Origin of the sequence: Microcoleus sp. Pol1C5, from assembly GCF_036701115.1 — a bacterium.
In the GTDB taxonomy this organism is placed as follows: domain Bacteria; phylum Cyanobacteriota; class Cyanobacteriia; order Cyanobacteriales; family Microcoleaceae; genus Microcoleus.
On record NZ_JAUBQE010000010.1, the window covers coordinates 42,677 to 67,884 of the forward strand.

The following is a 25,208-nucleotide window of genomic DNA, read 5'->3' on the forward strand; positions in this document are numbered from 1 at the left end:
TGGCTCACGCTTGTTATATCAACCGTCAAGACGGTTAGGGTTCGATCCCCCCTAGCCCCCCTTAATAAGGAAGGGACAAGAACTTGGTCAAAGTCCCCCTTATTAAGGGGGATTTAGAGGGGGAGCGAGACTCGGCTACCAGGGAGAGATACATAGGGTTTCAGGCTTAAGTTGTCACCAATAGTCCAGGACTATTCCCAATGCCCCATGCCCCATGCTCGATTCCCAATATCTTTGCACCTTCCCGCAAACGAAGCTTGCGGACAGTCCTCTATTGTGTTTGTGTATTCTTGATTACTCTAGAAGATAGTTACAGATGAGGATTCAGATGATGACTCACGAGTTGAAGCGTCGAACCGTTTACTCTGCCGGCATTGCGAGTTTAATGCTGAGTGTTTCGTTCTGGGTCGCTCCTGTAGCGCTGGCCACATACACTCCTCCTCAAAACCCTTCTAAACCGAAAGAAACGGGGACGAATACCACTCGCAGCGGCAGTTGTGAAGGTAATTCATCGGCGAGATTGACTGCCTTAGTGCCGTTTAGCCATGTGGCAGAGACGATTTCTGGGCATCCGACATTTACCTGGTTTGTACCCGATAGCCCTCCTCGTCCGCTGCAATTCCGGCTGTTTACTCGCACGGGACAACTGCTCTACAGAACCGAGATGCAGAGTCAGCCAGGAATAATGTCGCTTGCTTTGCCCTCAAATCTGCCCCAACTGTCGATCGGGCAATCCTATCAGTGGCAAGTGGTGTTGGTCTGCGATCCGGATGATCCTCTGAGCAATGTGGTGGCGGCAGCAGAAATCCAAGTCGTTGGGCCTGCAACGTCGTTGCATACTCAACTTGCAGCGGCGCAAACTCCCCAACAGCGGATCGACCTGTATGCGGAGTCTGGGCTGTGGTATGACGCGATGGCAGAAGCGCGGAAAGCTTCTGAGACTTCTCAAAGCCAAGCGGCCGTAATGGAATTGCTAGATGCTCTTGCTAGTTCAGAAGCCGAACCTTTGAAAGGCTGGAGCGATCAATTACGACAAATTAGGGCGATCGAACAACAACGTCAAGAACAGCGCCAGCCCCCTCAACCCAAACCCTAAATCCCATGAAGCCTTTCTCGCTAAAACTGCTCAAATCCAGTAATCGTAAAGTGCGATCGCGCTTCCTCTTTCCCCTCGCCTTTTGCCTGTTGTCTGTTGCCTTTTACATTCCTCGACACTCTCAACTCCCGGCTATTGCTCAAACTACCGATGCCCGTGAAGCAGAGGCCGATCAACTGTGGCAGCAGGGCAACCAACAATTTCAGACTCGCCAATTCCCAGCAGCGCTGAATTCTTGGCAACAGGCACTGCAAATTTATCGCGCCCTCAAAAACCACGAAGGGGAAGGTGGGGTACTGAACAATTTGGGAGGTGCTTACCGCTATCTGGGCAACTATGCCAAAGCCATTGAGTATATGCAGCAGAAGTTTAGTCATCGCCCGCGAAATTAAAGACCGCGACGGAGAATGGGCAGCACTAGGCAATTTGGGAATCGCTTACCAATCTCTGGGCAACTATGCCACAGCCATTGAGTATACACAGCAGAGTTTAGCCATCGCACGCGAAATTAAAGACCGCCATGGAGAAGGGACAGCACGGGGCCATTTGGGAGGCGCTTACCTCTATTTGGGCAACTATGCCAAAGCCATTGAGTATACACAGCAAAAGTTAGCCATCGCCCGCGAAATTAAAGACGGCCAAGGGAAAGGTGGGGCAATGAGAAATTTGGCAGTCATTTACCGTTCTTTGGGCAACTATGCCAAAGCCATTGAGTATGCACAGCAGAGTTTAGCCATCGCACGCGAGATTAAAGACCGCCAAGAGGAAGGTGGGGTACTGAGAAATTTGGCAGTCATTTACCATTCTCTAGGCAACTATGCCAAAGCCATTGAGTATGCACAGCAGAGTTTAGCCATCGCACGCGAAATTAAAGACCGCCTTGGGGAGAGTGTGGCATTGGAGACTTTCGGAGTTGCTTACCACTCTCTGGGCAACTATGCCAAAGCGATCGAGTATTCACAGCAACAGTTAGCGATCGCCCGCGAAATTAAAAACCGCCTTCAGGAGGGTAATGCACTCAACAACCTCGGAGTGGCGTTCTTGCAAGCTGGCAACCCAACAGAATCTAAAAAAATGCTCATCAATGGGATTCAAGTTTGGGAATCGATGCGGCAAATGCTCGGCTCCAACGACGCGAATAAAGTCTCCATCTTTGAAGGACAAGCTAACACTTATCGGACTTTACAAAAAGTCCGGGTGGCTCAGAATAACCCGATCGCCGCTTTAGAAATTGCCGAACGCGGACGTGCTCGTGCCTTTGTCGATCTACTCACACAGCGCTTATCAACTGGTAATCCCAGTTCGGTCATCGCCACTGCTCCCGATCGGGAGCAAATCCACCAAATCGCCAAAGCACAGAACGCCACTTTGGTGCAGTATTCCATCATCTATGACAATTTCCAGATTCAGGGAAAAAGCGAAGCGCGAGAATCCGCTCTCTACATTTGGGTGATTCAACCTACGGACAAAATCACCTTCCACCAAGTTGACCTCAAACCCCTCTGGCAGCAGCACAAAGTCTCCCTAGCCGATCTAATTATTGGCAATCAAGAATTCCTTGCCGTCCGCAGTCGTGGCAGTTCCCCCGTTCTTCAAACCCAACCCGATTTACCGACGCTGCATCAACTGCTGATCGATCCAATTCAAACGCTTCTACCAAAAGATCCCAATGCCCATGTCATTTTCATTCCTCAAGCTTCGCTCTTCCAAGTGCCCTTCCCCGCCCTGCAAGATGCCAACGGCACTTACTTAATCGAGAAACACACCATCTTAACTGCACCTTCGATTCAAGCTTTGGCATTAACCCGACAACAACGACAGAAGTTAGCATCTCAGGCATCCCATAGCGGTAACGATCTAGTCTTGGGCAATCCCACGATGCCGAGTGTGTCTCTCTCTCCGGGAGAACCCAAACGGCAATTGTCTGCTCTACCTGGAGCCGAAGCCGAAGCCAGAGCGATCGCGCCTCTGCTCAAAACCCAAGCCATCACAGGCGCTCAAGGTACAAAAGCTGTGATCGTCCCAAAAATGCCCCAAGCATCGATTATTCATCTGGCAACACATGGATTGCTGGATGATGTGCGCGGATTGGGAAGTGCGATCGCGCTGGCTCCCTCTGGCAGCGATGACGGCTTATTGACCGCAGAAGAGATTTTCGATATGAAACTGCAAGCAAATTTAGTCGTTTTGAGTGCCTGCAACACTGGAGAAGGCAGAATTACCGGGGATGGCGTGATTGGCTTGTCGCGCGCTTTGATTTCAGCAGGAGTGCCGAGTGTAATTGTTTCTTTATGGGCGGTTCCCGATGCGCCGACATCCGAATTGATGCGATCGTTTTACCAAAACTTGCAAAATAATCCCGACAAAGCACAGGCATTGCGGCAAGCAATGTTAACCACGATGAAAACTCATCCCCAGCCGCGAAATTGGGCGGCATTTACTCTTATTGGGGAATCAGAGTAAGTTTTTATGAATAGCGAATCAGCTCAATGTTTTTCTACTAAATTTTAATCGCAATTGTTGGTTTTTACAGCACTTTTGCAGGTTTATCTGAAGCTGTCATCTGCCCAGTCCTCCCGCCCACCGGGTAGTCCGCCAGGGAATGAACTCCACGGGGCTTCTAGCGAAAGTCCTCGCTATGAGGACTAATACCAAATCTGACTTAAATACTCTCTTTATTTCTTAGTCTGCGTCGGCAGACTTCGTGTGTCTAGTAGCGGTTTCAACCGCCAAATCCTAAAGGGGGTGGAAAACCCGGACTTTTCTTCTCAGCCCTCATAGCGAGGACTTTCCCTTGGAGGCAGGGGTTTTGACCCCTGCCGGACTATCGGTTTAACTTTTTATAGGGCTGGAGATTCTTCGTTTCACTCAGAATGACAGAACTATGTCCCAATGCGTAAGTCCTGATATTCACATACGTTGCACTTTCCCGCAATCAAGTTTGCACCTGATACTTCATCAAGTCTGTGGGTAGAACGAATGATTTTTTGATATGAGCTGCTTAAGATTTAATTAAAGAATGAATCTAATTAGAAAATAGTTTGAACCTACACTTCCTAACTTTGCACAATTAACTCACAAGATAGTCGAACATTATGACAATATCTGCTGCTAAAAATTACAAAATTCTGCTTGTAGAAGATGACGCCCCCGTCCGCACTCTCGTCTACCGCTTTTTGAACCAGACATATCAAGTACAAGTTGCGGAAGACGGCAAAACTGCTCTCGAAATTTTTGAGGAATTCAACCCAGTCCTGGTGATATTGGATTGGAATTTACCTGACACAACTGGGTATCAACTCTGCCAACAAATGCAGAGTCAAACTAATGTTTTAGTCGCTATTTTGAGCAGCCGCACTGGCCAAGAAGATCGGATTAAAATCATGAAAGCAGGTGCCGATGATTTTATTTGCAAACCGTTTAATCTTGAAGAATTGGCAGTGAGAGTAGAAGTCTTGTTGAGGCGGTCGAGATCCGTCAACCCGCCCAACCTTGTCTTCGGTCAATTAGCGATCAATTTAGTGAGTAGGGAGGTGAGATTCAAGGAGCAAATTCTAACGCTAACAGCCTTAGAATTTGAAATATTGTGTTTTTTGGCAACTCATTCAGGTAAAGCTTGCAGCCGCCAACAGCTAATCGAAAAAGTTTGGGGGTGGAAATCCAATTATGGATCAGAAGAGCGAGTGGTGGACGTGCATATCGGTCAAATTCGCAGGAAAATGGCTAAAGTTGATGCCGCTGTTCCCAATTTTATTCAAACTGTTCGGGGATACGGTTACACTTTCGCTCCGATCGCTCGGAGTAACAAGGTAGTTTGTAATTGAAACAGTCCTGCCTTAAGAAGGAGGACTTTGAACCATCTTCCCCTCTTTATTAAGGGGGCAAGGGGATATCTAAGGGCTAATTAAAAGACTGTTACTCGCTTTCTTGAACTTTGAAATATTCGCAATAGAGTCAAAAATTATGACGATATTTACCGCTCCACATTCCAAAATTCTGGTTGTAGAGGATGACGCCCCCGTCCGCAATCTTGTCTTCGGTGAACTAGCGATCGATTTAATGAGTAGAGAGGTGAAATTGAAAGAGAAAACTTTAGCTCTCACACCTTTAGAATTTCAGCTATTGCATTTTTTAGCCATTCATTCGGGTAAAGCCTGGAGTCGCCAACAGCTAATCGAAAAAGTTTGGGGATGGAAATGCAATGACGCACGAGACGAGCAAGTAGTGGACGTGTATATCCGTCTGATTCGCAGGAAAATGGCTAAAGTCGATGCCGCAGTGCCGAATTTCATTAAAACTACTCAAGGATACGGTTACATTTTCAATCCGATCGCTCGGAATCACACGGTAGTTTGTAATTGAAGAATCATCATTATTATATCAGGTAATTTGAACACCGCTATAGTCTGGTCAATTTACCTACTGTATTTTTATGCCGAGCGAGAAAAGCAGAACCACGATCGCGACAAGCAGATTACAGAGTACGATCGGGGATACTGCTCCTACCGCGAAACAGGCGGCTGCAAAACTTTAGCATCCTTTGCTATTTCCGCTGACTCCAAAACCTGCTCTAAAACCGGAGAAGGAATCGGCACTTCTTCAACTACCTGATGCTTTTCCAAAGTCAAACGAGACTGAGACGAACCAGACAATCTTTTCAACAATTTCGGTGTCGGATCGTACAGCAAATAAATAATTCGATCGCCTGCTTGCCAAATCTGGGTCGCCGACACTACTTGCAAGTACCCCTGCCTTTCCACCAGCAAGGGCGCCAACTCCCCGGCTTTAACCAAAGCTTGTAAGTGAGCAATCTGAAACTGCAATCCCTCTGTTTTTAACTCAGTTTCCCCCAATTTCACTTCGCCGTCGCTCAAATATTCGTTCCAATCCTTCAGCGACAAATCTGAGACAAAGGCTTGATTGATTTTAGTCGGATTTGCAGGCGTATTTGCTTGCGGATCTTTGGGGAATAGTGCCAAAACCCTCGGCGGTGCAAACTCTTCTGCCGCTCGCTGAGCTAACACTAAGTTTACCTCGCCGTTGTTAGTCATTGCCAAAAAAGTTCCCATCGATTCCAGTCCGGCTTCTTCTAACACGCTGTGGTCGAGAGCACTGCTCAAAAACACCCGCAAACCCTCTCGTTCTGCTTGTGCACAAGCTTCGGGGTTGGTGTCGATAATTGCCACCGATTCTCCGCGTTCTTGAAACAAGCGAGCAATTAATCTGCTCAAAGGATTTGACCCCACAATTGCAGCACCGGTTGCCGATTTTGAGGTGATACCCAAAAGTTGAGCGATCCGTCCGGCCGTTAGTCCCTGGACGAAAACTGTCATAATAATTGTTAGGAAAACTAAGGCTTTAATCGAGTCGCCACCGTTGATTCCCCGCTGGGTGAGCAAAATTGCAAATAAAGATGCGATCGACGCTGAGACAATTCCCCTCGGCGCTACCCAACAAACAAATAATTTCTGCCGCCAATTCAGTCCGCTGTTCCAAGTACACAGCCAAACGTTTATCGGCCGCACTACCCACATTAAAGCTAAAACTGTAAACAAACTTCCCCAACCGAGGGCGACCACACTAGCGAGGGATAAATCTGCCGCCAGCAGCACGAACAGCATGGAAATAGCCAGGACTGTCAGTTGACCTTTAAACCTCCTCAGCAGCCTTTCTTCCGGCACAGCAGCGGCTCTGAGGACGATGCCCGATACGACAGTTGCCATCAGTCCCGATTCGCTGCGGATTTCTTCTGCTAAGCCGAAAAATCCCCACAAACCGGCTAAAACTACTAAGTTTTTGAGGTCTTCTGAGAGAAATTGCGATCGCTTGAGAATGAATCCCAGCAACCAACCGCCCGCAACTCCGACGACTGCGCCAACGAAAAGCCGCACGATTAAATCTCGGAACAAAACCACCAAATCAGCATTGCCGTTTAAAATAATATTCAGCACCAATACCGCCAGAATTGCTCCGACAGGATCGATTAAAACGCCTTCAGCTTCTAGCAAAGCCGCGACTTGTTTGTCAACAGATACTTGTTTGAGCAAAGGGCCGATTACTGTCGGGCCGGTGACGACTACTAGAGAAGCATACAAAAATGCGATCGGCCAGGGAAATTCCCCCAACCAGTGTGCGGCCATTCCGCCGCCAATTAGCGTAATTAAAGTGCCTACCGTAACTAAATTGCGGATGCTGCCCGAAAGTTTTCCTAAATCTCGCAATTCCAAATTCAAGCCGCCTTCAAACAGAATTAAAGCTACGCAAAGGGATACCATAACTTCCAAACCGCTGCCCAGCAGATTCGGGTGCAGCACTCCCAAGCAGTCTGGGCCAGCTAAAATTCCAAACAGCAGCAAAAAGACGATCGCCGGAACTTTCAGATAGGCGGCGAGAACTTGAGCGCTGATGCCACAGATGACGGTCATGACCATCAACATGGTGATGTTAAAGGGGATTTCCATAGAGATAATTGTTACAGGCTGCCCGCTTAGTTTTAAATGTTCGATCGCGGGTAATTGGAGTGCAGGCGCTATTTTCGGCGCAGCTTACAAACTCGGCACGGCCCTGGATTTTTGCGAATAAGATTAAAAAACCTTGATATTGGCTATAACTTTATCAGATAATTCTCTTGGCGTCAAAGATGGCAGTAAGCTGTAGCTAAGCGAGAGATTGTCTGTTATGTTAGAGAGTCCGATGGGGATGCGGGCACAGAGGGAGAGGATTTGACGAATTTTGATGGAGAGTCAATCTTACATCTCAAATACCAAGATTTCCCGGCTTTTCCATTATAGAGGGCTTCAACCCGCAGATTCATCTGTGAAGTCAATCTCCAATCAAAAAGCTCACATCTCAAATCGAACACCCCCAGACTCATCTTTAGAGTAGATTTCCCCTCTAAAATGTCAAACCGCAAGATTCATCTGTAGAGTCAATCTAAAATCTAAAATCTAAAATCTATAATCTATAATCGACTGGCATTCTGCCACCTGCGAAAAAACTCCGATAGAATGGTCGGCGAAATTCGCTCTTCCAACCAATCTAAAGCCTGGTTTTGCTGGGGTGCGGCCCGATAAAATTTGCACGCATCTATTAGCCGAATCGGAGAATTAGTGACAGTAGATTGAGAGCGCCACTTTTGGGCAAACTCGGTAATAATAGCTGGAGAAATTTGTTTTTGCAGCCAATCTAAAGCTTGGTCTTGTTGTGCTAAACCGCGATAAAATTTCCCCACATCTATCAATCGCAAATTACTATCTTGAGGTAAGGTAGTTGCCCGCCATTTTTGAGCGAATTCCCCTAAAATAGAGGTAGAAACTTGACTTTGCAGCCAAATTAAGGCTGTATCTTGGCTAGCACTAGCTTTATAAGACGAAAATACCTGAGTCAGTCGTACGTCTGATATGGGAGTGGGAGTCGGCGCTGGAGGGGGGACAACTACTTTGGGAGATTTTCGCATCAAAGCGGCCCAGGTTTGGAGACTTGCAATGCCGTCTGGATTGAGACCTTGAGATTTCTGAAACGAGATGAGCGCCGCTGTGGTAGTGGCTCCAAATTTACCATCCATCGCACCTGGATAAAAACCTTTAATTCTTAATTCCCTCTGGATGTCTGCAACTTTATAACTTACGGCGCCTTCTCGGACACTTTCATAAATATTGGTGTCTACATTGCCCGAAACGCCCGACACGGTGCCTGTGTCGCTGTACTGCCAAAAAGTCCAAGTTTTCCAGCCGCCGGGAACCCAAGGTTCCTCAGCAGTGGTATAGTGAGCAATCCACAGTGGGTAATCGGCAAACCGTTTTGTCCCCAGGTTGTCCCAGAAACCTGGGTAGGTGTAGATAATCGGCCGCATCAAGGTGGCTTTTTCGACTGCTTCTAACCAAATTGCGGCTCGATCGCACAATTGATCCACACTCAAACCGCCTGTAGTTTCCACATCCAAGACTGGTGGCAAATCCCCCGGTTCGAGTTTTACAGTTTTCAAGAACAAATCTATTTGTCCTTGAATGCTGCTTGCAGGTCGAAAAAAGTGGTAAGCACCGCGTTGAATCCCCGCCGCTTTCATCGCCTCCCAATTGCGAGCGAAAGTTTGGGAAACTAACGTTGCACCCTCCGTCGATTTGACAAAACTGAAGACAATACCATCCCGGGCAACTGCTTGCCAATTGACATTGGGCTGGTAGTCGGAAACATCTATACCGCGAATACTCATATTACGAAGAGTTGAAAAAAGCTGGTTTGCTCTGAAGCAGCGACTCGATTAAGGGTACATTAAATTGTAATGCTAAGTCGCTAAGTGTTTTTTTTGCAGGGGAGATGGTGCAAATGAACTTCGATCGAATAGATCCCGGCCCCGGTCAAGAGTCTGTTTGGGATTACCCGCGTCCCCCTCGGCTTGAGGAATCGACCAAACACGTACAGATAATTTTTAATGGAGTGACGATCGCCGATACGCGCCGTCCTCAGCGGGTATTGGAGACAAGTCACCCTCCTGCCTACTATATCTGCCCCGATGACATCAAAATGGAATATTTGCACAAAACTTTACGGGGTTCTTGGTGCGAGTGGAAGGGACAAGCCGGTTATTACACTGTGACGGTGGGAGAAAAGGAAGTAGTAAATGCTGCTTGGTTTTATCCCAATCCTAATCAGGTTTTTGCAGCTATTAAAGATTATGTAGCTTTTTATCCGAGCAAGATGGATGCCTGTTATGTGGACGGAGAATTAGTGCAATCTCAACCAGGGGATTTTTACGGCGGCTGGATTACCAAAGATATTGTCGGCCCGTTTAAGGGAGGGCCAGGAACTTGGGGGTGGTGAGGGAAGGTTGAGTTTTGAATTTTGAGTTGAGAACAGGGGCAGAAACCACGTTTTTTTATGCAAAACCTCGTTACAGCCTCGACTCAGGTTTAAAAACCCGGTTTCTTTAGTTTTTGTGCAGCGTCAATGAGCGGAGGACTGGCGCCGCAATCGTTTTTTTTACGCCGTAAAAAGCCCATAGTAAAAAATTGATAATAATTAATAAATTTGTAATTTATTGAGCATGAATCAATGCAATGCAGGTACGGCAAAAACTCACGCAGTAGCTTATTCCATTATAAAAAATAATGTAGTAAATCATACAACCAATGGTAACAAATAAATACTAATATAAGTTAATAGTTGACACTAGCTTCGTTGCTGCTTTATTATTTATTCGGATCTGCGCTGTGTCTGTTGAATTTATTGAGCCGTCTAACTCGCCAGAAAAATCACCCAAAAATTTATCTTTAGAGTCTACTCTTAAGGATCTGGATCTATTCAATTTTGGGGTTGACTCATCATATCTCGCCAAAGAAGTAGCTCGGTTTTTTCAAGCTCACCCGCTGCTTCCGGGAGTTATCTTGACCGTAAATGGGGAATTTTTAGGGATGATATCGCGTCGGCGATTTATGGAACGCATGAGCCGCCCTTACGGAGTAGATATATTTGCTTGCAGACCGATTATAGCCTTGTATCAAATAGCTCAAACCGATATTTTGATTTTACCAGGAGTAGCCTTAATTGTCATGGCAGCCCAGCGCTCCGTCCAGCGACCGCCGGAACTGCTTTACGAGCCGATTGTTGTGCAGTTAGAACCTCAAGTTTACCGACTTTTAGACGTGCATCAACTGTGGGTAGCTTTATCCCAAATTCACCAACAAGCTACTTGGTCTATGAGCGAACTTTATTACAATTTATCGCTTACGCAATCGGAGTTAGAAGCAGCTAATTCTCAATTAAAAGCAGCTAATTCCGAATTGTATCGCCTTGCCAACTTAGATGGCTTAACTCAGATTGCCAACCGCCACTGTTTTAACGAATACTTACATAAAACATGGCAAGAATTGGGAGAAGCAGCAGCAGAAATATCTTTAATTTTATGCGATGTTGACTTTTTTAAGAAATACAACGATACTTACGGACATCAGGCGGGAGATGCTTGCTTGCAACAGGTAGCCCAAGCTATTTTGGCAGCGGTAAATTACTCAGCAGGCGCTGTTTCGGGAGAGACTCTGGTAGCCCGTTACGGAGGCGAAGAATTTGCAGTGATTTTGCCTCGGACTTCGCCTGAAATAGCTGTTTGGATTGCAGAGCAAATTCGAGTTTGGGTAAAAGAACTAGAAATCGAACACCTTAATTCAGCGGTGTGTTCTTTCGTGACGCTGAGTTTGGGGGTAGCGAGCACGTTTCCTCAGCCCGCAACTTCTCAGCAAAACCTACTTGCAGCCGCAGACCGTGCGCTTTATCAAGCTAAAGACAAAGGGCGCGATCGAGTAATTTTAGATACGGATGGATTTTAGATTGGAAAATCGTTTCCATCACAGATTGTCTGGCAAATCGCCGATCGACCTACCGATGCTAGCGAGCAATTTCTCCAAAGCTTTCATCTGCTTGACGGTGAACGTCGGTACGTTCTTTCCCAACTCCCAACGACTGATTGTTTGCGACGAAACGCCAACCTCTCGCGCCAAATCTTCCTGACTCATCTCCAGTTCTTCCCTGAGCTTCTTCAAATGCGACTCTTCATCTTCGGGTCGCGGAACGGGCTTTTTCGGCATAACTTTGAGCGCACATTTTTTATATAAGATGCTTAATCATCTTGACTAAACAATAAATTGATTAGAAAATTTTGGAAACGAGCATGAATCGATTATGCCTTACAAACAGCGTCTGAATTCCTAGGTTATTGTTCGCCTGGTTCCCAATTGACAATAGAAGCGTCCTGGGTCGGTATCGCAGTTGGTCGGATTTGGACAAGTATTTAGCTTGAAGGTGTGCAATACTGCCTATAAAATATTATCGGACGATCGTCCCCAGTCTACAAAGACTCGCACCAAGCACGTTCTGCCGTCCAGTGTCTGTCTGAAGATTCATAAATCCTCAACCCATCCAACCCGGCATTTTGGATCATCTCCTCAACTTCATCCAGCGTAAATGCTGCTTGCAACGAATCGCTAAATAACTGTTTCTGATGCGCGTTGCAATCTCCCGCATACAGATTGACTAAATTATCCCTGATTTCCGCTTTTTCCGGCCGCAGCAAATCCCGCAAAAAAATTGCTCCCTGCGGCTTCAACACCCGCTTGACTTCCTGCAAAAACTGCAGCGGATCGGGCAAATGGTGGATAATGCTGTTGGAAATCACCATGTCAAAATAATTGTCAGGGTAAGGCATTGCCTTAGCATCAATTAATTCGAGACGAATTTGCGATCGCACGCCCGCCTTTTCCACATTTTGGGCCCCGACCTTCAGCATATTTGCCGACAAATCGATGCAAGTCAATTTCCATGCTGGCCGGAGTTGACAAAGGGCGATCGGAATTCTCGCCGTACCCGTCCCCGCATCCAAAACGTTTCCAAAAACCGGCCCCAACGCCACAGCACTTTGAGCAAAAGCAGCATTAACCTCAGCAAAATCCATCGAATCGTATTCGATCGCCTCTTCCAAGGAATCCATCACTTCAGGTTCCAAAACTCGCTGCATAAAATTTATCTCGTTATCTGGCATTTTTATATAGGGGTTAAGTTTCGCCTGCAAAAGCTCGACTAACTCCGGTTCCATATATTCGTAATTGTCTGGGATTTGCAGGCAAATAACTTTCTTGCCTTCGAGACTTTCCGGGAATTTGCTGCGGAGTCGATCGCCATGCTTCTTCTCCATCACAAATATCACATCTGCCCAACCGACAAGACCCTCAGTTACTCTAATTCTTGCACCTTTTTCCGTTCCAGCCGATCGCACGCTGTAGCCGCTAACATTCTCCCATATCTTCTCGGCAGTCAAACTTCTCCACTTATTCCGGCTGCACACAAACAATATCTTGATTTTATCCATTCAGACACAAATACAAAATGCTATTTTATCCGCGTTCATCCGCGTTCATCCGCCCACATCTGCGGTTAAAAAGCTCGATCGAATTTCCCCCCGATCGCACCTTACATACCACAAATCATGTACTTTGTCAAATTAACCCAAATCTCCTTTACAATTCTTAAACCATAAAATGCGGATTTTGCATAAACAATTGTACTTGTTACATTTGCAGAGTTCGTTAATTTTACGATTTTAAAAGCTTTCAGCGCCAAAAATTTAAATTTGTCATAATGCCGCTGGATTGTGAAAATCTTACCACAAGCCTCAAAGCAAGTAAATAGGTAAAATAATTGAGAATGAAGTCAATAATTTTGGTCATCTTTAGATTTTCTTAAGATTTCAGCAGTCAAAATAGATCGAACATTTAAAACTAAATCGACTTTTAGATTGTTTTTGCTTATTAAAGTAGTTGAAATTGCCCCGAAGACCGATCGACCCTCAAAAATAGATACAGATGCTCGATCGCGCAATGACATCCAACCAAACTCGATCGAACTCTGCTAGAATTAGTAAAACGAAGTCGTTATGAGTTTAAGTAAATAGCTATGACCAACGAAACCGTAGAAAACCTAGTAATTATCGGCTCAGGGCCCGCAGGCTATACAGCAGCCATCTACGCCGGGAGGGCAAACCTGAAACCCGTAGTCTTTGAAGGCTACCAAGCCGGAGGCGTCCCCGGCGGTCAACTGATGACCACCACAGAAGTCGAAAACTTTCCCGGCTTTCCCGAAGGCATCACCGGGCCGCAGCTCATGGATCGGATGAAAGCTCAAGCAGCGCGCTGGGGTGCAGAATTATACACCGAAGATGTAACTTACGTAGATTTGAGCCAGCGGCCGTTTACAGTGCGATCGGAAGACAGAGAAATCAAAACCCACACGATAGTAGTAGCTACAGGCGCGACGGCGAAAAGGCTGGGGCTGCCTAGCGAACACGTATTTTGGAGTCACGGCATTTCTGCCTGTGCGATTTGCGACGGCGCTACCCCAATTTTTAAGGGAGTAGATTTAGCTGTCATAGGCGCGGGCGACACCGCAGCGGAAGAATCTATTTATTTGACAAAATACGGCTCTCACGTACATATGCTGGTGCGGCGCGATCAAATGCGCGCGAGCAAAGCCATGCAAGACCGAGTGCTGAGCAATCCTAAAATTACCGTGCACTGGAACACCGAAGCAGTGGATATCTTGGGCGAACCGGGCGGCAAAATGGACGGGGTGAGAATTAGAAATATCGAGACCGGTGCCGAAAGCGATTTGCTGGTGAAAGGATTGTTTTACGCGATCGGTCACACTCCCAACACTCAACTGTTCCAAGGTCAGTTAGAACTCGACGAAGTAGGCTATATCGTTACCAAACACGGTTCGGTAGAAACCAGCGTCGAGGGAGTTTACGCCGTCGGCGACGTACAAGACCACGAGTTTCGCCAAGCCATCACCGCCGCCGGTAGCGGTTGTATGGGGGCGATGCTGGCAGAAAGGTGGCTGTCGTCCAATGGTTTAGCTCAGGAATTCCGCCAAACCGAGGAATCCGAGCAACCCGTCGCAGCGCCGGAAGCTCAAAAAGTACGCAAAACCAGCGCGAACTTTGATATCCAAGACACGCGCCACGAAGGAGGTTATGCTTTGCGGAAGTTGTTCCACGATAGCGATCGACTGATTGTTGTCAAATATGCCTCTCCGAGTTGTGGGCCTTGCCACAGCCTCAAGCCGATTTTGAGCAAAGTAGTAGATGAGTTCGAGGGCAAAATCCACTACGTGGAAATTGACATCGAAGAAGACCCAGAAATTGCTGAAAATGCTGGCGTGATTGGTACGCCGACGATTCAGTATTTCAAAGACCAAGATTTGGTGGCTGAGCTCAAGGGAGTTAAGCCAAAAAGCCAGTACCGCGAGTTAATTGCCAGTAATTTGTAGGAATTCGAGCGAGTTTAGATTTGAGGTTGGCCCAGAGAGATTTAACCTAAACTCGACTTGCGTACCGCCTGCCAAAAACCCGGTTTCTCCCCTGTGCGCCAGTCCCGTGCAGGGGAGAAACCGGGTTTTTTTAGCCCCATCGCGCGAAAAAACCCGGTTTGTCGCGAGTGTTTGGCGAATGAGAAAGAGGATTTTTGACTGTTCCGGGTTTTTTCGCCTGAGTGCTACTAAAATCGAAAAGTCTTATATAGGTCGATCGTCATTATGGCTCAAAGCCGCCTCCGACTGCCCCGATTTCTCAACAACATTGCCTCACCGTCAAGCCTGTCAATGAAAATGATGTGGGCAGGTTTGACAATAACTGCCGTGTTTATATTGGTAGCCACCTTGTCTCCAGCTATGCAAGCTTGGGGATGGCTGCAAAATCCTACCGAGGCTTTGATTAACCCCATCCACGAACCGCCCTCGGCGAATTATTGGTTTGGTACTAGCCGCAGCGGCTACGATGTGTTTTCCCGCACGCTGTTTGCTTCTCGCGCGGCTTGGCAAGTAGTAATTTTAGCCACTGCTTTGAGTTTGTTTATCGGTGTGCCGCTGGGTTTGGTTAGCGGTTATTTGGGCGGTAAGCTCGATCGAGTGTTGTTATTTTTAATGGATACAATTTATACTTTGCCGGGGCTGCTGCTTTCTTTGACGCTAGCGTTTGTAGTGGGAAAAGGAGTTTTGAATGCTGCGATCGCCCTGAGCATTTCCTACATCCCTCAATACTACCGCGTCGTCAGAAATCACACCGTCAGCGTCAAAACAGAATTGTTTGTCGAAGCCGCGCGAGCAATGGGTGCTGACACTTGGACAGTGCTTTCGCGCTACCTGTTTCTAAATGTGATTCAGAGCGTACCTGTGCTGTTTGCGCTCAACGCTGCCGATGCAATTTTAACATTAGGAGGTTTAGGATTTCTCGGATTAGGACTTCCCGAAGCAACTCCTGAATGGGGACACGACTTGCGTTTAGCTTTAGATGCGCTACCTACTGGCATTTGGTGGACAGCTTTGTTTCCCGGTTTGGCGATGACTTTAATGGTGGTGGGATTGTCTTTGGTGGGGGAAGGATTAAACGAGTTTGTTAACCCTCGCCTGCGGAATCAGCAGTAATCTGTCTCGCGGTTACATTAAGTTGGCAGTCAGGACTTTAGTGCTTATTCACAAATATAAAAAAAACTGAAGTCCTGACTACAAACAGGCGCTATCAAGAGATGGTAATCTCGGCCCGATTAATTACTAAATCTTTATCTCAATTAGGTGAATTCTTTCTAGTCAACCTTCCTTCGGTTGTCAATACAGGCACGGAGCTGAAATTTTTATTGATAGCTTCCTCCCCTAAAGGTCAAGCCACATAATTTAAACCCGACTAGAGGATAAAGCAAGGCTCTGTGCTTTCTGATGACACGCTGTAAATAATAACAAAATTTTGAGCATCGCACTAGCGTCCTACCGTTCGATTGCTTTAAGTATCCTGGAGTTTAGGCCTTCTCTAACCATAGCAAGCACATCGCTAACTGGGTAAATTTTTCTTCCTTTGAGGGTTTATCATCTGCAGGCAGTTGCATCAACATCCGCTGGAGAATTTTTTACGTCTGCTTGAAATTATCAAGACAATTCGGGAATGCTACCTAAAATTGATTGAGAGGCTTTATGGAATCTTCACACGGTCACGATATATTTAAAGGAATCGTGAAGTTATACTTCCGAGAGATGGCGAATTGTGTTGTTTGTGAGAATGTGCGATCGCGCAAGTGCGAACCGAAAGAAAAAAAAAATTAGAGAAATCCGCAGCCGAGAGTTGCGCGGCGGGTTAACTCTCAGTAGAATTTATCCTGGTGGTTTTTGCCATTGACGCGACAAACTCGTGTCGAACTGCTTAAATAAGAATGTGACGTTAAGAACTTAATGTGATTTAACATCAAAATTAAACCCAATTTCTGAGATTTGAGCTAACTTAACAATGAAAGCCCCTGTTGCATTACTCAACCCGCAACGCTTCATTGGGGGTCAGAGTCGGTCTCTAATCCAGAGTTGCCGGCTTAAAACTAAAGCTACGAGCTTTATTCAATCGCAGATTGCGTATGATTCAATTCAGGGAAACAGGGTAATGATGGGTGTATCTACACGGATTGTATTGGTCCCAATTTGGGCAACTCAAAAATTGTCTGCTAACTGTCTGGCCAACTACGCCGCAGCCGTTCACCCAGATATACGCAGAAAACAGCGCCGTTCGATCGTGCCAAAGTTTTTGCGGGCCGTTCTCAGGATTTAGCAGAGCCGGACATAAGTTAGTATTGTCAAGCTAAGCTGACAGAGTTTTCCTAGTTCTTGACCAACAATGGAAAACAACTTCCATTTTTTGTGAGAAAGGCTACAATCGGGAAGGTCTTTGCAAGATCCGATTCTCCCCGTTTGGTGCTTCAACCCTCTGCTGTTGCATTTGAGGCAGCAGACCGACATCCAAAGTGGCGAAAATTTGCCGCGCAACTGTCATGTCTGACAACCAGAGTAAAGCAAGGCGAATCAAAAGTTCGACACCTAGAATACAAAAGTTAGAGGGTTCCGTGCCGGAAAACTTGTACGGGTAAAAACTCGAAGTACCGAGTAAAAAAGCCAGTATTTTTGGAAGTGCGATCGATCGTAGTTCATGGTTTGCTTCTCGGGGCAAGGTATTACAGATGATGTGGTAACTCGCTCCGAAAGAAAAAGCCGCCAGCTCAATTTAAGGTCGCCATGTTAAAATCTGCGATCGATTGAATGCGCTGCCTGCTTCAAACCCGAACTCGAACCGTGACTCATAAAACAGGTGCAGTTTCGGTAACAAATTCAGCTAGCAGACCGAAAATCCCACTATTTTTTCCTGCGGGAATGTCAATACTGGCTAACTTGTCTAAACTACAAACAGACGACACTATTCCACTGTTATTTATTCTTTAATTCAGGAGCATGAGGAAGACGGCATGATCCAGGCTAACACCGTACTCGAAACCACAATTACACCGGAAATGGAAACAATCGAGTTGCTTCGGGGCGCCGAAAGCGTTCTACCTGAGAGCGAGTTAGAACTCTTTATCGACGAAGAAGACGATCGAGAAGAATTCTTAGACTCTCAATCTGAGGACGACACTAAATCTGGCAAAGGCGCCAAAGCCCGCCGTCGGGCACAGGCAAAGAAAAAGCATTATACTGAAGACTCTATTCGTCTTTACCTGCAAGAAATCGGTCGGATTCGACTGCTGCGAGCTGACGAAGAGATTGAACTAGCGCGCAAGATTGCAGATTTGCTGGAATTAGAGCGAGTTCGAGAACAACTGCTCGAAGAGTATAACCGCGAACCCAAAGACAGCGAATGGGCAAATGCTGTAGATATGGCACTTCCTGCATTCCGTCACCGACTACACGTCGGCCGTCGGGCCAAGGAAAAAATGGTGCAATCAAACCTGCGTTTGGTGGTGTCGATCGCCAAAAAATATATGAATCGCGGTTTGTCTTTCCAAGATTTGATTCAGGAAGGCTCTTTGGGCCTGATCCGCGCTGCTGAAAAATTCGATCACGAAAAAGGCTACAAGTTTTCTACCTACGCAACTTGGTGGATACGTCAAGCCATTACCAGGGCAATCGCCGACCAATCGCGCACTATCCGCCTGCCGGTTCACCTTTACGAAACCATTTCGCGGATCAAAAAAACTACCAAACTCCTGTCTCAGGAAATGGGTCGCAAGCCTACGGAAGAAGAAATTGCTACCCGCATGGAGATGACGATCGAGAAGTTGCGGTTCATTGCTAAGTCCGCACAGTTGCCTATCTCTTTAGAAACTCCGATCGGCAAAGAGGAAGACTCACGTCTGGGAGATTTTATTGAATCAGACGGGGAAACACCAGAAGATCAAGTCTCGAAAAACTTGCTTAGGGAAGACTTGGAAAGCGTTTTGGATACTCTCAGCCCCCGAGAACGGGATGTACTGCGGCTGCGTTACGGCTTAGATGACGGACGGATGAAGACCTTGGAGGAAATTGGTCAAATCTTTAACGTCACTCGTGAGCGAATTCGCCAAATCGAGGCTAAAGCCCTGCGGAAGTTGCGCCATCCCAACCGCAACAGCATCTTAAAAGAATATATCCGCTAGAGTAATTTGCTAGCATCACCCAAAAGAGTGATTCGCACTCTTTTTTTTGGGGGGGAGACCCCCCGCCCCGGTTTGAGTTATAGCGGTTAAATTTTGTGCTGCTAATGGCCCGGAGCAAGTGGCTATTTGCTGCCAAAATCTGGCTGCCAAAATTTAGGGAGTCCGTTACGGAACTCCCAAGCTTTGCAGTGTCACAAAATTCTTAACTAGAAAATTACATCAGACCCCAAAAGTGAAGCAGGCCTTGACCGGAAACCAATTCGATGATGACAGCGGCAGAGAAACCAATCATCGCCAAACGACCGTTCCAATTTTCGGCTCCTTCGCTGAAGCCCCAGTTCCAAGCGTTGCGTTTTTGTTCTTGCATAGTGCGAACTCCTTTCGTTAACTTGTGTAAGGCTTATGTAAATAAATATAACATTCCTCGATCAAAATGCAAGCTTGTGATTACTGATATCGGTCATAACGGTCGATCGACCTTGATGATTTTACCTAACAGGAAAAATAGCCAACTCGGTATCAGGGTCGAACAAGTGAATTTTGTCATGGGCGATGGCCAGCCAAAGCTCCTCGCCAACTCGGATCGATCGCTCAGGAGGAACCCGCACTTGCATCCGCACCGCTGGAGCATCCGTCAAACAAACCCCCAAATAAGTTTCGTGTCCCAAAGCCTCTACAATTTCCACTTGTACCGAAAGATTTTTGGTAGCCGGAGGGTTAATGCTCAGATGTTCCGGCCGAATGCCCAAAATTAGCCCTCGCCCGTCATATTGTTGTAGACTTTTTGCCCAAATATCGGGTAAAGTAAAGCGAAATTGCGGGTGAGAAATCAACAGCGGAGCACTAAATTCCACCGCCAAAAAATTCATAGGCGGAGAACCGATAAACTCAGCAACAAACAGATTAGCCGGCTTGTTGTAAAGCTCTAGAGGTCGAGCTACTTGCTGAATCTGGCCGACCTTCATAATAGCAATCCGATCGCCCATAGTCATCGCCTCAGTTTGGTCGTGAGTCACATAAATAGTTGTAGTTCCCAACTGTCGCTGCAACTGCACAATTTGCGATCGAGTTTCTGCCCTCAATTTCGCATCCAGATTCGATAACGGTTCGTCCATCAAAAAAACTTCAGGATTTCGAGCCATCGCCCTACCCAAAGCTACCCGCTGCTTTTGCCCTCCCGAAAGTTGTTTTGGCAAGCGATTTAAAAGAGATTCTATTTGTAATAATTCAGCTACCTCTCGCACTCGTTTTCCTACAGCCTTTTCCCGTTCCGACAAATAGCGCAAACCCGGAGGCAACTTGCGAGTCGCTCCTCCTAAAAAGTCCTCAAACAAAAGATAAATAAGAGGATTTTTAAAAGAATTAGAAGCTAAATAATTAATAACCTCTTCTACTTTCTTGCTGATTCCTTCTGCATTCTGGCTTCTGTTTTCTCTTCCTCCTTCTGCCTTCTGCCTTAGCTCTTCTTCCGTCTTTCGTCTTCCTTCTTCCGTCTTCCGTCTTTCGTCTTCTTTCTTCCTTCTTCCTTCTTCCTTCTTCCTTCTTTCGTCTTTCTCCCTTTCCGAGCGGCGCAATCCAAAAGCGAGATTATCGTAAACTGTTAAGTGAGGATAGAGAGCATAATTTTGAAATACCATAGCGATATCTCGGTCTTTAGGAGGCAAATCGTTAAGGAGCCGATCGCCAACCCAAATATTGCCGGCAGTCAAAACTTCCAAACCGGCGATCGAGCGCAGCAAAGTGCTTTTTCCGCAGCCAGAAGGCCCCACCAGCACCATGAACTCGCCGTCTTCGACCGTCAGGTTAATGCGCCGCAAAACGCTGTTAGACGAAGGGCGATCGGCTAGAGGCGAGACACTTTCTGCTACGGTGTTTGCTTCTTTTTCCTGTTCTCCTTGGCGGAGCGGAAAACTTTTGTAGATATTTTCTAATACAACTTGCGCCATCAAACAATTTTAGATTTTAGATTTTAGATTTTAGATTGGGCATGGGGCATGGGGCATAGGGCATAGGGCATTGGTAATTGAGATATTCAAGGAAGGAGGAAGTTCGGTAACGAGCAGTGTACAGGATTTAAATGATTTAACGGATGGATATTGAAGTCAGAAGTCAGATTAATTCCCCAATGCCCCATGCCCCATGCCCCATGCCCAATGACTATTGACTGCTGATAACTTTGATGATTCTTTCACCCGGATTGAGGTCAAAAACTCGATCGCCCGCAGCATCTTTCCCCCAAAAAGCTATAGCATCAATAGCCGATCGCAGCAGGCGGCCAGAATTAGTAAAAAGTTTAACATCCGTACCCGGAACAGCCTGCAGCAAGCCAACTAAAGCATCTTTAGGCTCTGAGAAACGAAAAGCTTGAGTGCCAATTTCGCCCCGGTTAGTAAGTCTGACAGAACCTGCAGGCATTCGTTTTGCCCAACCCAACTCGGAAAATAGTACCAGACTGTCGTCCGGGTCGAGAGTTATGCAACCCACCAACTCTTCCTGCTTCCGCAACCTGGTTACTTGAGAACCCTGGGCCGCGCGGCCCATTGGTGGCAATTGTTCATCATCAATCTCAAACCGGAGGACTCGGCCTCCTGAAGTTGCGATCGCCACTTGCTCGCCGACTTTAGCCAGACTCGCACAGCGCAGCCGATCGTCCTCCTTGAGTTTAACAACAGTAACGCCGCGATTAGTCAAATCAGCAAATTCCTGCATCGGCAAGCGCTTAATTTTCCCTTGCTGAGTCAGAGTTACTAAATCTGCTGCTTCCGAATTTTCCGGCAAAATAAAGTGTGCAACTGTGATTTCCGACAAAGCGCGACCGGCACTATCTTTAGTAGCACTCGGCGACAACAAACTAACGATCGGCGTTCCCCGGTCTTTGGCGCTACTACTAGGAATATCCGCCACTTTCAGCGGGTAAGCTTTGCCGTTAGGAGTTAAGACGACCAAAGTGCGATCTGTTTTCGTCAGATTTGCCGTCACAATAAAATCTTCATTTTTTTCTAAAGCTGAAACCGATTTTTCGCGACTTTTCGAGCGTGGCTTTTCCCCAGTCGGCAAGCGTCGCACGTACTGCTTGTGCGAAAATTCAACAATAGTTTCCTCTGCCTCTACAACGGGCAATAAGTTAGGCTGAATCGTTGCAGGCGACAACTGCTTCACCGCAGAATTTTTCTTACCCGAAAATTGTGGTTCGGCGTTTGCTGCGCGTCCGGTTCCATTGGCGAATTTAGTGCGGCGGGGGTCAGCGTACTTGCGTTTGAGCGAGCGAAATTCCTTCTTTAAAGCCTTCAAAAGTTCGCGCCTGTCGCTCAACAACCGCTGCAATTCTTGAATATTCGCCATCAACTCATCAAACTCAGACTGCAAATTTTGCCTTTCCAAACCAGTCAGTCTACGCATAGGCATCGCCAAAATCGCATCAGCTTGACTTTCGCTCAAATTGAGGCGAACTTGCAAAGTTTGCTTAGCAGTAGAGCCGTCAGGAGAATTTCTGAGAATGTCGATCGCGGTATCGAGATTTGTCAAAGCCAACATTAAGCCTTGGACAATATGACAGCGGCGTTCAGCAGCTTGCAACTCGTAATTGTAGCGGCGGGTAAGAGTCACTTCCCGGAAATCCAGAAATTCCTGTAACAATTGTCTCAGCGTCAACTGTCGCGGTTGACCGTTGACAATTGCCAGCAAAATCGCCCCAAAATTTGTTTGCAGGTCAGTTTGTTGGTAAAGGCGAGCGAGAACCGCTTCTGGGGTAAATTCCCGCTTGAGTTCAATCACCACTCGAATCCCTTCGCGATCGCTCTCGTCACGCAAATCAGAAATACCGTCGAGGCGGCCAGCATTGACCAACTCCGCCACCTTTTCAATCCAAGCCGCCTTATTTACCTGAAACGGAAACTCCGTCACCACGATCGCCGTTTTAGTACGCACCTTGCGATTACCTGGCACCTCTTCCACCCCGGCCACACCCCTGACCGCAATGCTGCCTCGACCCTTAGTGTAGGCGTCAACAATGCCCTCTGTAGCGACGATTTCCCCTCCGGTTGGAAAATCCGGGCCCGGAATCAGTTCTATCAACTTCTCGTCGGATAGTTCCGGGTTTTCAATCAAAGCAATTAAACCGTCTACCACCTCCCCCAAATTGTGCGGCGGGATATTAGTTGCCATCCCCACAGCAATGCCCGTACAGCCGTTGAGTAACAGAAACGGCAACTGAGCAGGCAGTGCCGTCGGTTCCTGCTGCGAATTGTCAAAGTTACCAGTAAAATCAACAGTTGCCTCGCCGACTTGGGTTAGCATAGCTTCGTGGGCGATCGGTGCTAGCCTCGTTTCCGTATAGCGCATAGCAGCCGCCGGATCATTGTCCACCGACCCGAAATTGCCGTGACCCGCCAGTAAAGGATAGCGGCTCGAAAACTCCTGAACCATGCGTACCAGAGCGTCGTAAACCGATTGGTCGCCGTGGGGGTGATATTTTCCCAAAACATCTCCAACTACCCGGGCGCACTTACGGTAAGGTCGGTCTGGCGTCAGACCGAGTTCGTGCATCGCATATAAAATTCGACGGTGAACTGGTTTTAAACCGTCGCGGACATCAGGCAAAGCTCGCCCGACGATCACACTCATGGCATATTCGAGGTACGATTGCTGCATCTCGGCGTGCAGAGGCGTAGAAATTACTTGCCCGGAAAGTAGGTTGAGTTGTTTAGCCATGAGTCCTTGTGTCCGTTAATTCCTGAGTGAAAACAGCCTCTGTCAATAATGCCGAGGTTCCCTGTCTCGATTGAAAAGCCTTTGCTGCAGGCGAACCGAAAGTTCGACCCAACCGCCCATTTGAAGAATAAAAATAAACTTAACTTGTGAAAGCAGAATCAGAGTCCCGAAGACGGGCAACACTTGCCTCTTACTCTCCACTCTTACCCTAACCTCTATGTTGCCTTCATTTGCGCCTACCTGTCTATTTACCTTCTGCCGTGAGAAGGTAAATAGACAGGAGAACACGGAATGCCAGAAACTCAGAACGTAGTGAGGCTGTAGCTCTTCCTAGGAAAGCGTCACGAGGGACTTGAGTCCCCGTCAATCTATGATAGAATTTAATTGCAATTAGGAATAACCATCTACACGAAGAAATATTCTATTCAGCAGAAACCCCGGATTGATCTCGTCTCAGTACAGCCGTAGCGTGGATCAAGCAGCAAGGGTTGACGATCGAGCTTACCGTATTTTGGCAAGCGTGATGGACTCCGAAAGTATTAAAAAAGAAAAGTAAGCGCAATTGGAATACCCCTGGTAGTGGTACTTGTTCTGATCGTGTAGAGGTGACTGGACTATGAGTAAAGTCCAAGTTTTGGGCTTATTCAACAATAGAGCGTGGCGGTGACTCGCTGAGGGAGAATCTCAATGAAAGCACCCATGCCCAAAATTGGAGGCAGGAAACAGGAGCCAAGAGGAAAAAGGAAGAAGGAAGGAGCCAGAAGAAGTGTTTGTACAAATTATCAGATGCTCCCCTCGCTGAAAGTGTCAAAAATGCCGATATCGATGAATTCATCAGTCAAAAGCTCTCCTGGCGATATCTCCTAGTCTGGCATCCGCTCGATCGAAGAAAGCGTTGATATTTTAAGCCGTTGTGATGGGTTAAAACTGAGAATTAGGAATCTCCAACAATCCCCGCTAGATTCGCTACTTCGACTGCTGTGACGACGGGAGGAAGGAAATAATTATCACACATTCCCGATTCTAATACCAGTTCCAAAAATAATGCAACTGTAGACCCGCGATCCAAACTGATATCCAGTCAATCAGTTCCCATCTAAAATATAAAATCTAAAATATAAAATCAGAAATGGTAGAAGCCAGAGGCTTGACCGAAAGAAAGGATATTATAAGTCCAGGACGCACTGGTAGTCAGAAACCGGGTTTTTTCATAGCAATAGTTCGTTATAGCCCGCCGAAACGAGCAAAAACCCGGTTGCGAGGCGTCGTCCATGCGTCCTGGATTGTACTAGAAACCTGCTACCTGAGAATCTTGAGACTCTCACCAGTATCAGGTCTAGATTATAAAAAAGAACTAAACTGTCTGTGTGTAGTAGTCTAAATGATGGTACTGGATGCTTCTAGGCATCTGTAAACCCTCT

Annotated in this window: 19 protein-coding genes; 11 read left to right on the plus strand and 8 right to left on the minus strand. The window is 46.8% G+C overall.

Translation table 11 applies throughout. The features are described 5' to 3' along the window. The first annotated feature begins 316 nt into the window (after window positions 1-316). From QUA23_RS07995 to QUA23_RS08015, 5 genes are all read left to right on the plus strand, one after another. Window positions 317-1,096: a DUF928 domain-containing protein gene (locus QUA23_RS07995; protein ID WP_333075090.1), complete on the plus strand. Its 780-nt coding sequence runs from the start codon at window positions 317-319 to the stop codon at window positions 1,094-1,096. 5 nt (window positions 1,097-1,101) lie between these two features. Next, complete coding sequence (locus tag QUA23_RS08000) at window positions 1,102-1,488, plus strand: tetratricopeptide repeat protein (RefSeq protein WP_333075091.1); 387 nt, start codon at window positions 1,102-1,104, stop codon at window positions 1,486-1,488. Then, the gene (locus tag QUA23_RS08005) at window positions 1,433-3,559 is read left to right on the plus strand and encodes a CHAT domain-containing tetratricopeptide repeat protein (RefSeq protein ID WP_333110336.1); all 2,127 of its coding nucleotides are present in this window, start codon (window positions 1,433-1,435) and stop codon (window positions 3,557-3,559) included. The genes QUA23_RS08000 and QUA23_RS08005 overlap by 56 nt, the downstream gene beginning before the upstream one ends. Before the next feature lie 632 nt (window positions 3,560-4,191). Beyond that, window positions 4,192-4,920 carry a response regulator transcription factor gene (locus QUA23_RS08010; RefSeq protein ID WP_333075097.1) on the plus strand — a complete coding sequence of 243 codons (729 nt, stop codon included), beginning with the start codon at window positions 4,192-4,194 and terminating at the stop codon, window positions 4,918-4,920. 139 nt (window positions 4,921-5,059) lie between these two features. Then, a complete protein-coding gene (locus QUA23_RS08015) occupies window positions 5,060-5,458 on the plus strand; it encodes a response regulator transcription factor (protein WP_333075099.1) in 399 nt (132 codons plus the stop codon). A gap of 140 nt (window positions 5,459-5,598) precedes the next feature. Here QUA23_RS08015 and QUA23_RS08020 read toward each other — a convergent pair whose 3' ends face one another. Both QUA23_RS08020 and QUA23_RS08025 read right to left on the minus strand, forming a co-directional pair. After that, on the minus strand, window positions 5,599-7,557 hold the full coding sequence (locus tag QUA23_RS08020) for a cation:proton antiporter domain-containing protein (RefSeq protein ID WP_333075101.1): 1,959 nt from the start codon (window positions 7,555-7,557) through the stop codon (window positions 5,599-5,601). Window positions 7,558-8,057: 500 nt separating this feature from the next. Continuing rightward, the gene (locus QUA23_RS08025) at window positions 8,058-9,308 is read right to left on the minus strand and encodes a GH25 family lysozyme (protein WP_333075102.1); all 1,251 of its coding nucleotides are present in this window, start codon (window positions 9,306-9,308) and stop codon (window positions 8,058-8,060) included. Window positions 9,309-9,421: 113 nt separating this feature from the next. Between QUA23_RS08025 and QUA23_RS08030 the strand changes: the two genes are divergently transcribed. Both QUA23_RS08030 and QUA23_RS08035 read left to right on the plus strand, forming a co-directional pair. Next, window positions 9,422-9,916 (plus strand): DUF427 domain-containing protein, encoded by a 495-nt coding sequence (locus tag QUA23_RS08030; RefSeq protein WP_333075104.1) that lies wholly within the window; start codon window positions 9,422-9,424, stop codon window positions 9,914-9,916. A gap of 389 nt (window positions 9,917-10,305) precedes the next feature. Further along, on the plus strand, window positions 10,306-11,418 hold the full coding sequence (locus tag QUA23_RS08035) for a diguanylate cyclase domain-containing protein (protein WP_333075106.1): 1,113 nt from the start codon (window positions 10,306-10,308) through the stop codon (window positions 11,416-11,418). A gap of 18 nt (window positions 11,419-11,436) precedes the next feature. Here QUA23_RS08035 and QUA23_RS08040 read toward each other — a convergent pair whose 3' ends face one another. Both QUA23_RS08040 and QUA23_RS08045 read right to left on the minus strand, forming a co-directional pair. Beyond that, window positions 11,437-11,676 (minus strand): helix-turn-helix transcriptional regulator, encoded by a 240-nt coding sequence (locus QUA23_RS08040; protein ID WP_333075107.1) that lies wholly within the window; start codon window positions 11,674-11,676, stop codon window positions 11,437-11,439. A gap of 260 nt (window positions 11,677-11,936) precedes the next feature. After that, window positions 11,937-12,953, minus strand: a complete 1,017-nt coding sequence (locus tag QUA23_RS08045; protein ID WP_333075108.1) for a methyltransferase domain-containing protein — start codon at window positions 12,951-12,953, stop codon at window positions 11,937-11,939. A gap of 584 nt (window positions 12,954-13,537) precedes the next feature. On the opposite strand from QUA23_RS08045, the gene trxB reads away from it, so the two are divergent. The 3 genes from trxB (at window position 13,538) to QUA23_RS08060 (ending at window position 17,222) form a co-directional block, all read left to right on the plus strand. Beyond that, window positions 13,538-14,908 carry a thioredoxin-disulfide reductase gene (trxB, locus tag QUA23_RS08050; RefSeq protein WP_333075109.1) on the plus strand — a complete coding sequence of 457 codons (1,371 nt, stop codon included), beginning with the start codon at window positions 13,538-13,540 and terminating at the stop codon, window positions 14,906-14,908. Between the two features lie 264 nt (window positions 14,909-15,172). Beyond that, window positions 15,173-16,060 carry an ABC transporter permease gene (locus QUA23_RS08055; protein ID WP_333041561.1) on the plus strand — a complete coding sequence of 296 codons (888 nt, stop codon included), beginning with the start codon at window positions 15,173-15,175 and terminating at the stop codon, window positions 16,058-16,060. Between the two features lie 997 nt (window positions 16,061-17,057). Beyond that, complete coding sequence (locus tag QUA23_RS08060) at window positions 17,058-17,222, plus strand: hypothetical protein (protein WP_223300711.1); 165 nt, start codon at window positions 17,058-17,060, stop codon at window positions 17,220-17,222. Window positions 17,223-17,321: 99 nt separating this feature from the next. Here QUA23_RS08060 and QUA23_RS08065 read toward each other — a convergent pair whose 3' ends face one another. Then, window positions 17,322-17,618, minus strand: a complete 297-nt coding sequence (locus QUA23_RS08065) for a hypothetical protein (protein WP_333075110.1) — start codon at window positions 17,616-17,618, stop codon at window positions 17,322-17,324. Window positions 17,619-17,910: 292 nt separating this feature from the next. Here QUA23_RS08065 and rpoD point away from each other — a divergent pair, with 292 nt between their 5' ends. Continuing rightward, window positions 17,911-19,077: an RNA polymerase sigma factor RpoD gene (gene rpoD, locus QUA23_RS08070; protein ID WP_333075112.1), complete on the plus strand. Its 1,167-nt coding sequence runs from the start codon at window positions 17,911-17,913 to the stop codon at window positions 19,075-19,077. A gap of 214 nt (window positions 19,078-19,291) precedes the next feature. Here the strand turns inward: rpoD and QUA23_RS08075 are convergent, their stop codons facing one another. From QUA23_RS08075 to QUA23_RS08085, 3 genes are all read right to left on the minus strand, one after another. Beyond that, window positions 19,292-19,444 (minus strand): chlorophyll A-B binding protein, encoded by a 153-nt coding sequence (locus QUA23_RS08075; RefSeq protein WP_172186457.1) that lies wholly within the window; start codon window positions 19,442-19,444, stop codon window positions 19,292-19,294. Between the two features lie 121 nt (window positions 19,445-19,565). Then, the gene (locus QUA23_RS08080) at window positions 19,566-21,023 is read right to left on the minus strand and encodes an ATP-binding cassette domain-containing protein (RefSeq protein ID WP_333075114.1); all 1,458 of its coding nucleotides are present in this window, start codon (window positions 21,021-21,023) and stop codon (window positions 19,566-19,568) included. 211 nt (window positions 21,024-21,234) lie between these two features. Beyond that, on the minus strand, window positions 21,235-23,787 hold the full coding sequence (locus QUA23_RS08085; protein WP_333075115.1) for a DNA topoisomerase (ATP-hydrolyzing): 2,553 nt from the start codon (window positions 23,785-23,787) through the stop codon (window positions 21,235-21,237). Window positions 23,788-25,208: the final 1,421 nt, after the last annotated feature.

What these genes read in the sequence shown, in the direction of transcription:
- QUA23_RS07995 (WP_333075090.1), top strand. Translation starts at nt 317, where the DNA reads ATGAGGATTCAGATGATGACTCACGAGTTGAAGCGTCGAACCGTTTAC.
- QUA23_RS08000 (WP_333075091.1), top strand. Translation starts at nt 1,102, where the DNA reads ATGAAGCCTTTCTCGCTAAAACTGCTCAAATCCAGTAATCGTAAAGTG.
- QUA23_RS08005 (WP_333110336.1), top strand. Translation starts at nt 1,433, where the DNA reads ATGCCAAAGCCATTGAGTATATGCAGCAGAAGTTTAGTCATCGCCCGC.
- QUA23_RS08010 (WP_333075097.1), top strand. Translation starts at nt 4,192, where the DNA reads ATGACAATATCTGCTGCTAAAAATTACAAAATTCTGCTTGTAGAAGAT.
- QUA23_RS08015 (WP_333075099.1), top strand. Translation starts at nt 5,060, where the DNA reads ATGACGATATTTACCGCTCCACATTCCAAAATTCTGGTTGTAGAGGAT.
- QUA23_RS08020 (WP_333075101.1), bottom strand. Translation starts at nt 7,557, where the DNA reads ATGGAAATCCCCTTTAACATCACCATGTTGATGGTCATGACCGTCATC.
- QUA23_RS08025 (WP_333075102.1), bottom strand. Translation starts at nt 9,308, where the DNA reads ATGAGTATTCGCGGTATAGATGTTTCCGACTACCAGCCCAATGTCAAT.
- QUA23_RS08030 (WP_333075104.1), top strand. Translation starts at nt 9,422, where the DNA reads ATGAACTTCGATCGAATAGATCCCGGCCCCGGTCAAGAGTCTGTTTGG.
- QUA23_RS08040 (WP_333075107.1), bottom strand. Translation starts at nt 11,676, where the DNA reads ATGCCGAAAAAGCCCGTTCCGCGACCCGAAGATGAAGAGTCGCATTTG.
- QUA23_RS08045 (WP_333075108.1), bottom strand. Translation starts at nt 12,953, where the DNA reads ATGGATAAAATCAAGATATTGTTTGTGTGCAGCCGGAATAAGTGGAGA.
- trxB (WP_333075109.1), top strand. Translation starts at nt 13,538, where the DNA reads ATGACCAACGAAACCGTAGAAAACCTAGTAATTATCGGCTCAGGGCCC.
- QUA23_RS08055 (WP_333041561.1), top strand. Translation starts at nt 15,173, where the DNA reads ATGGCTCAAAGCCGCCTCCGACTGCCCCGATTTCTCAACAACATTGCC.
- QUA23_RS08060 (WP_223300711.1), top strand. Translation starts at nt 17,058, where the DNA reads ATGATGGGTGTATCTACACGGATTGTATTGGTCCCAATTTGGGCAACT.
- rpoD (WP_333075112.1), top strand. Translation starts at nt 17,911, where the DNA reads ATGATCCAGGCTAACACCGTACTCGAAACCACAATTACACCGGAAATG.
- QUA23_RS08075 (WP_172186457.1), bottom strand. Translation starts at nt 19,444, where the DNA reads ATGCAAGAACAAAAACGCAACGCTTGGAACTGGGGCTTCAGCGAAGGA.
- QUA23_RS08080 (WP_333075114.1), bottom strand. Translation starts at nt 21,023, where the DNA reads ATGGCGCAAGTTGTATTAGAAAATATCTACAAAAGTTTTCCGCTCCGC.
- QUA23_RS08085 (WP_333075115.1), bottom strand. Translation starts at nt 23,787, where the DNA reads ATGGCTAAACAACTCAACCTACTTTCCGGGCAAGTAATTTCTACGCCT.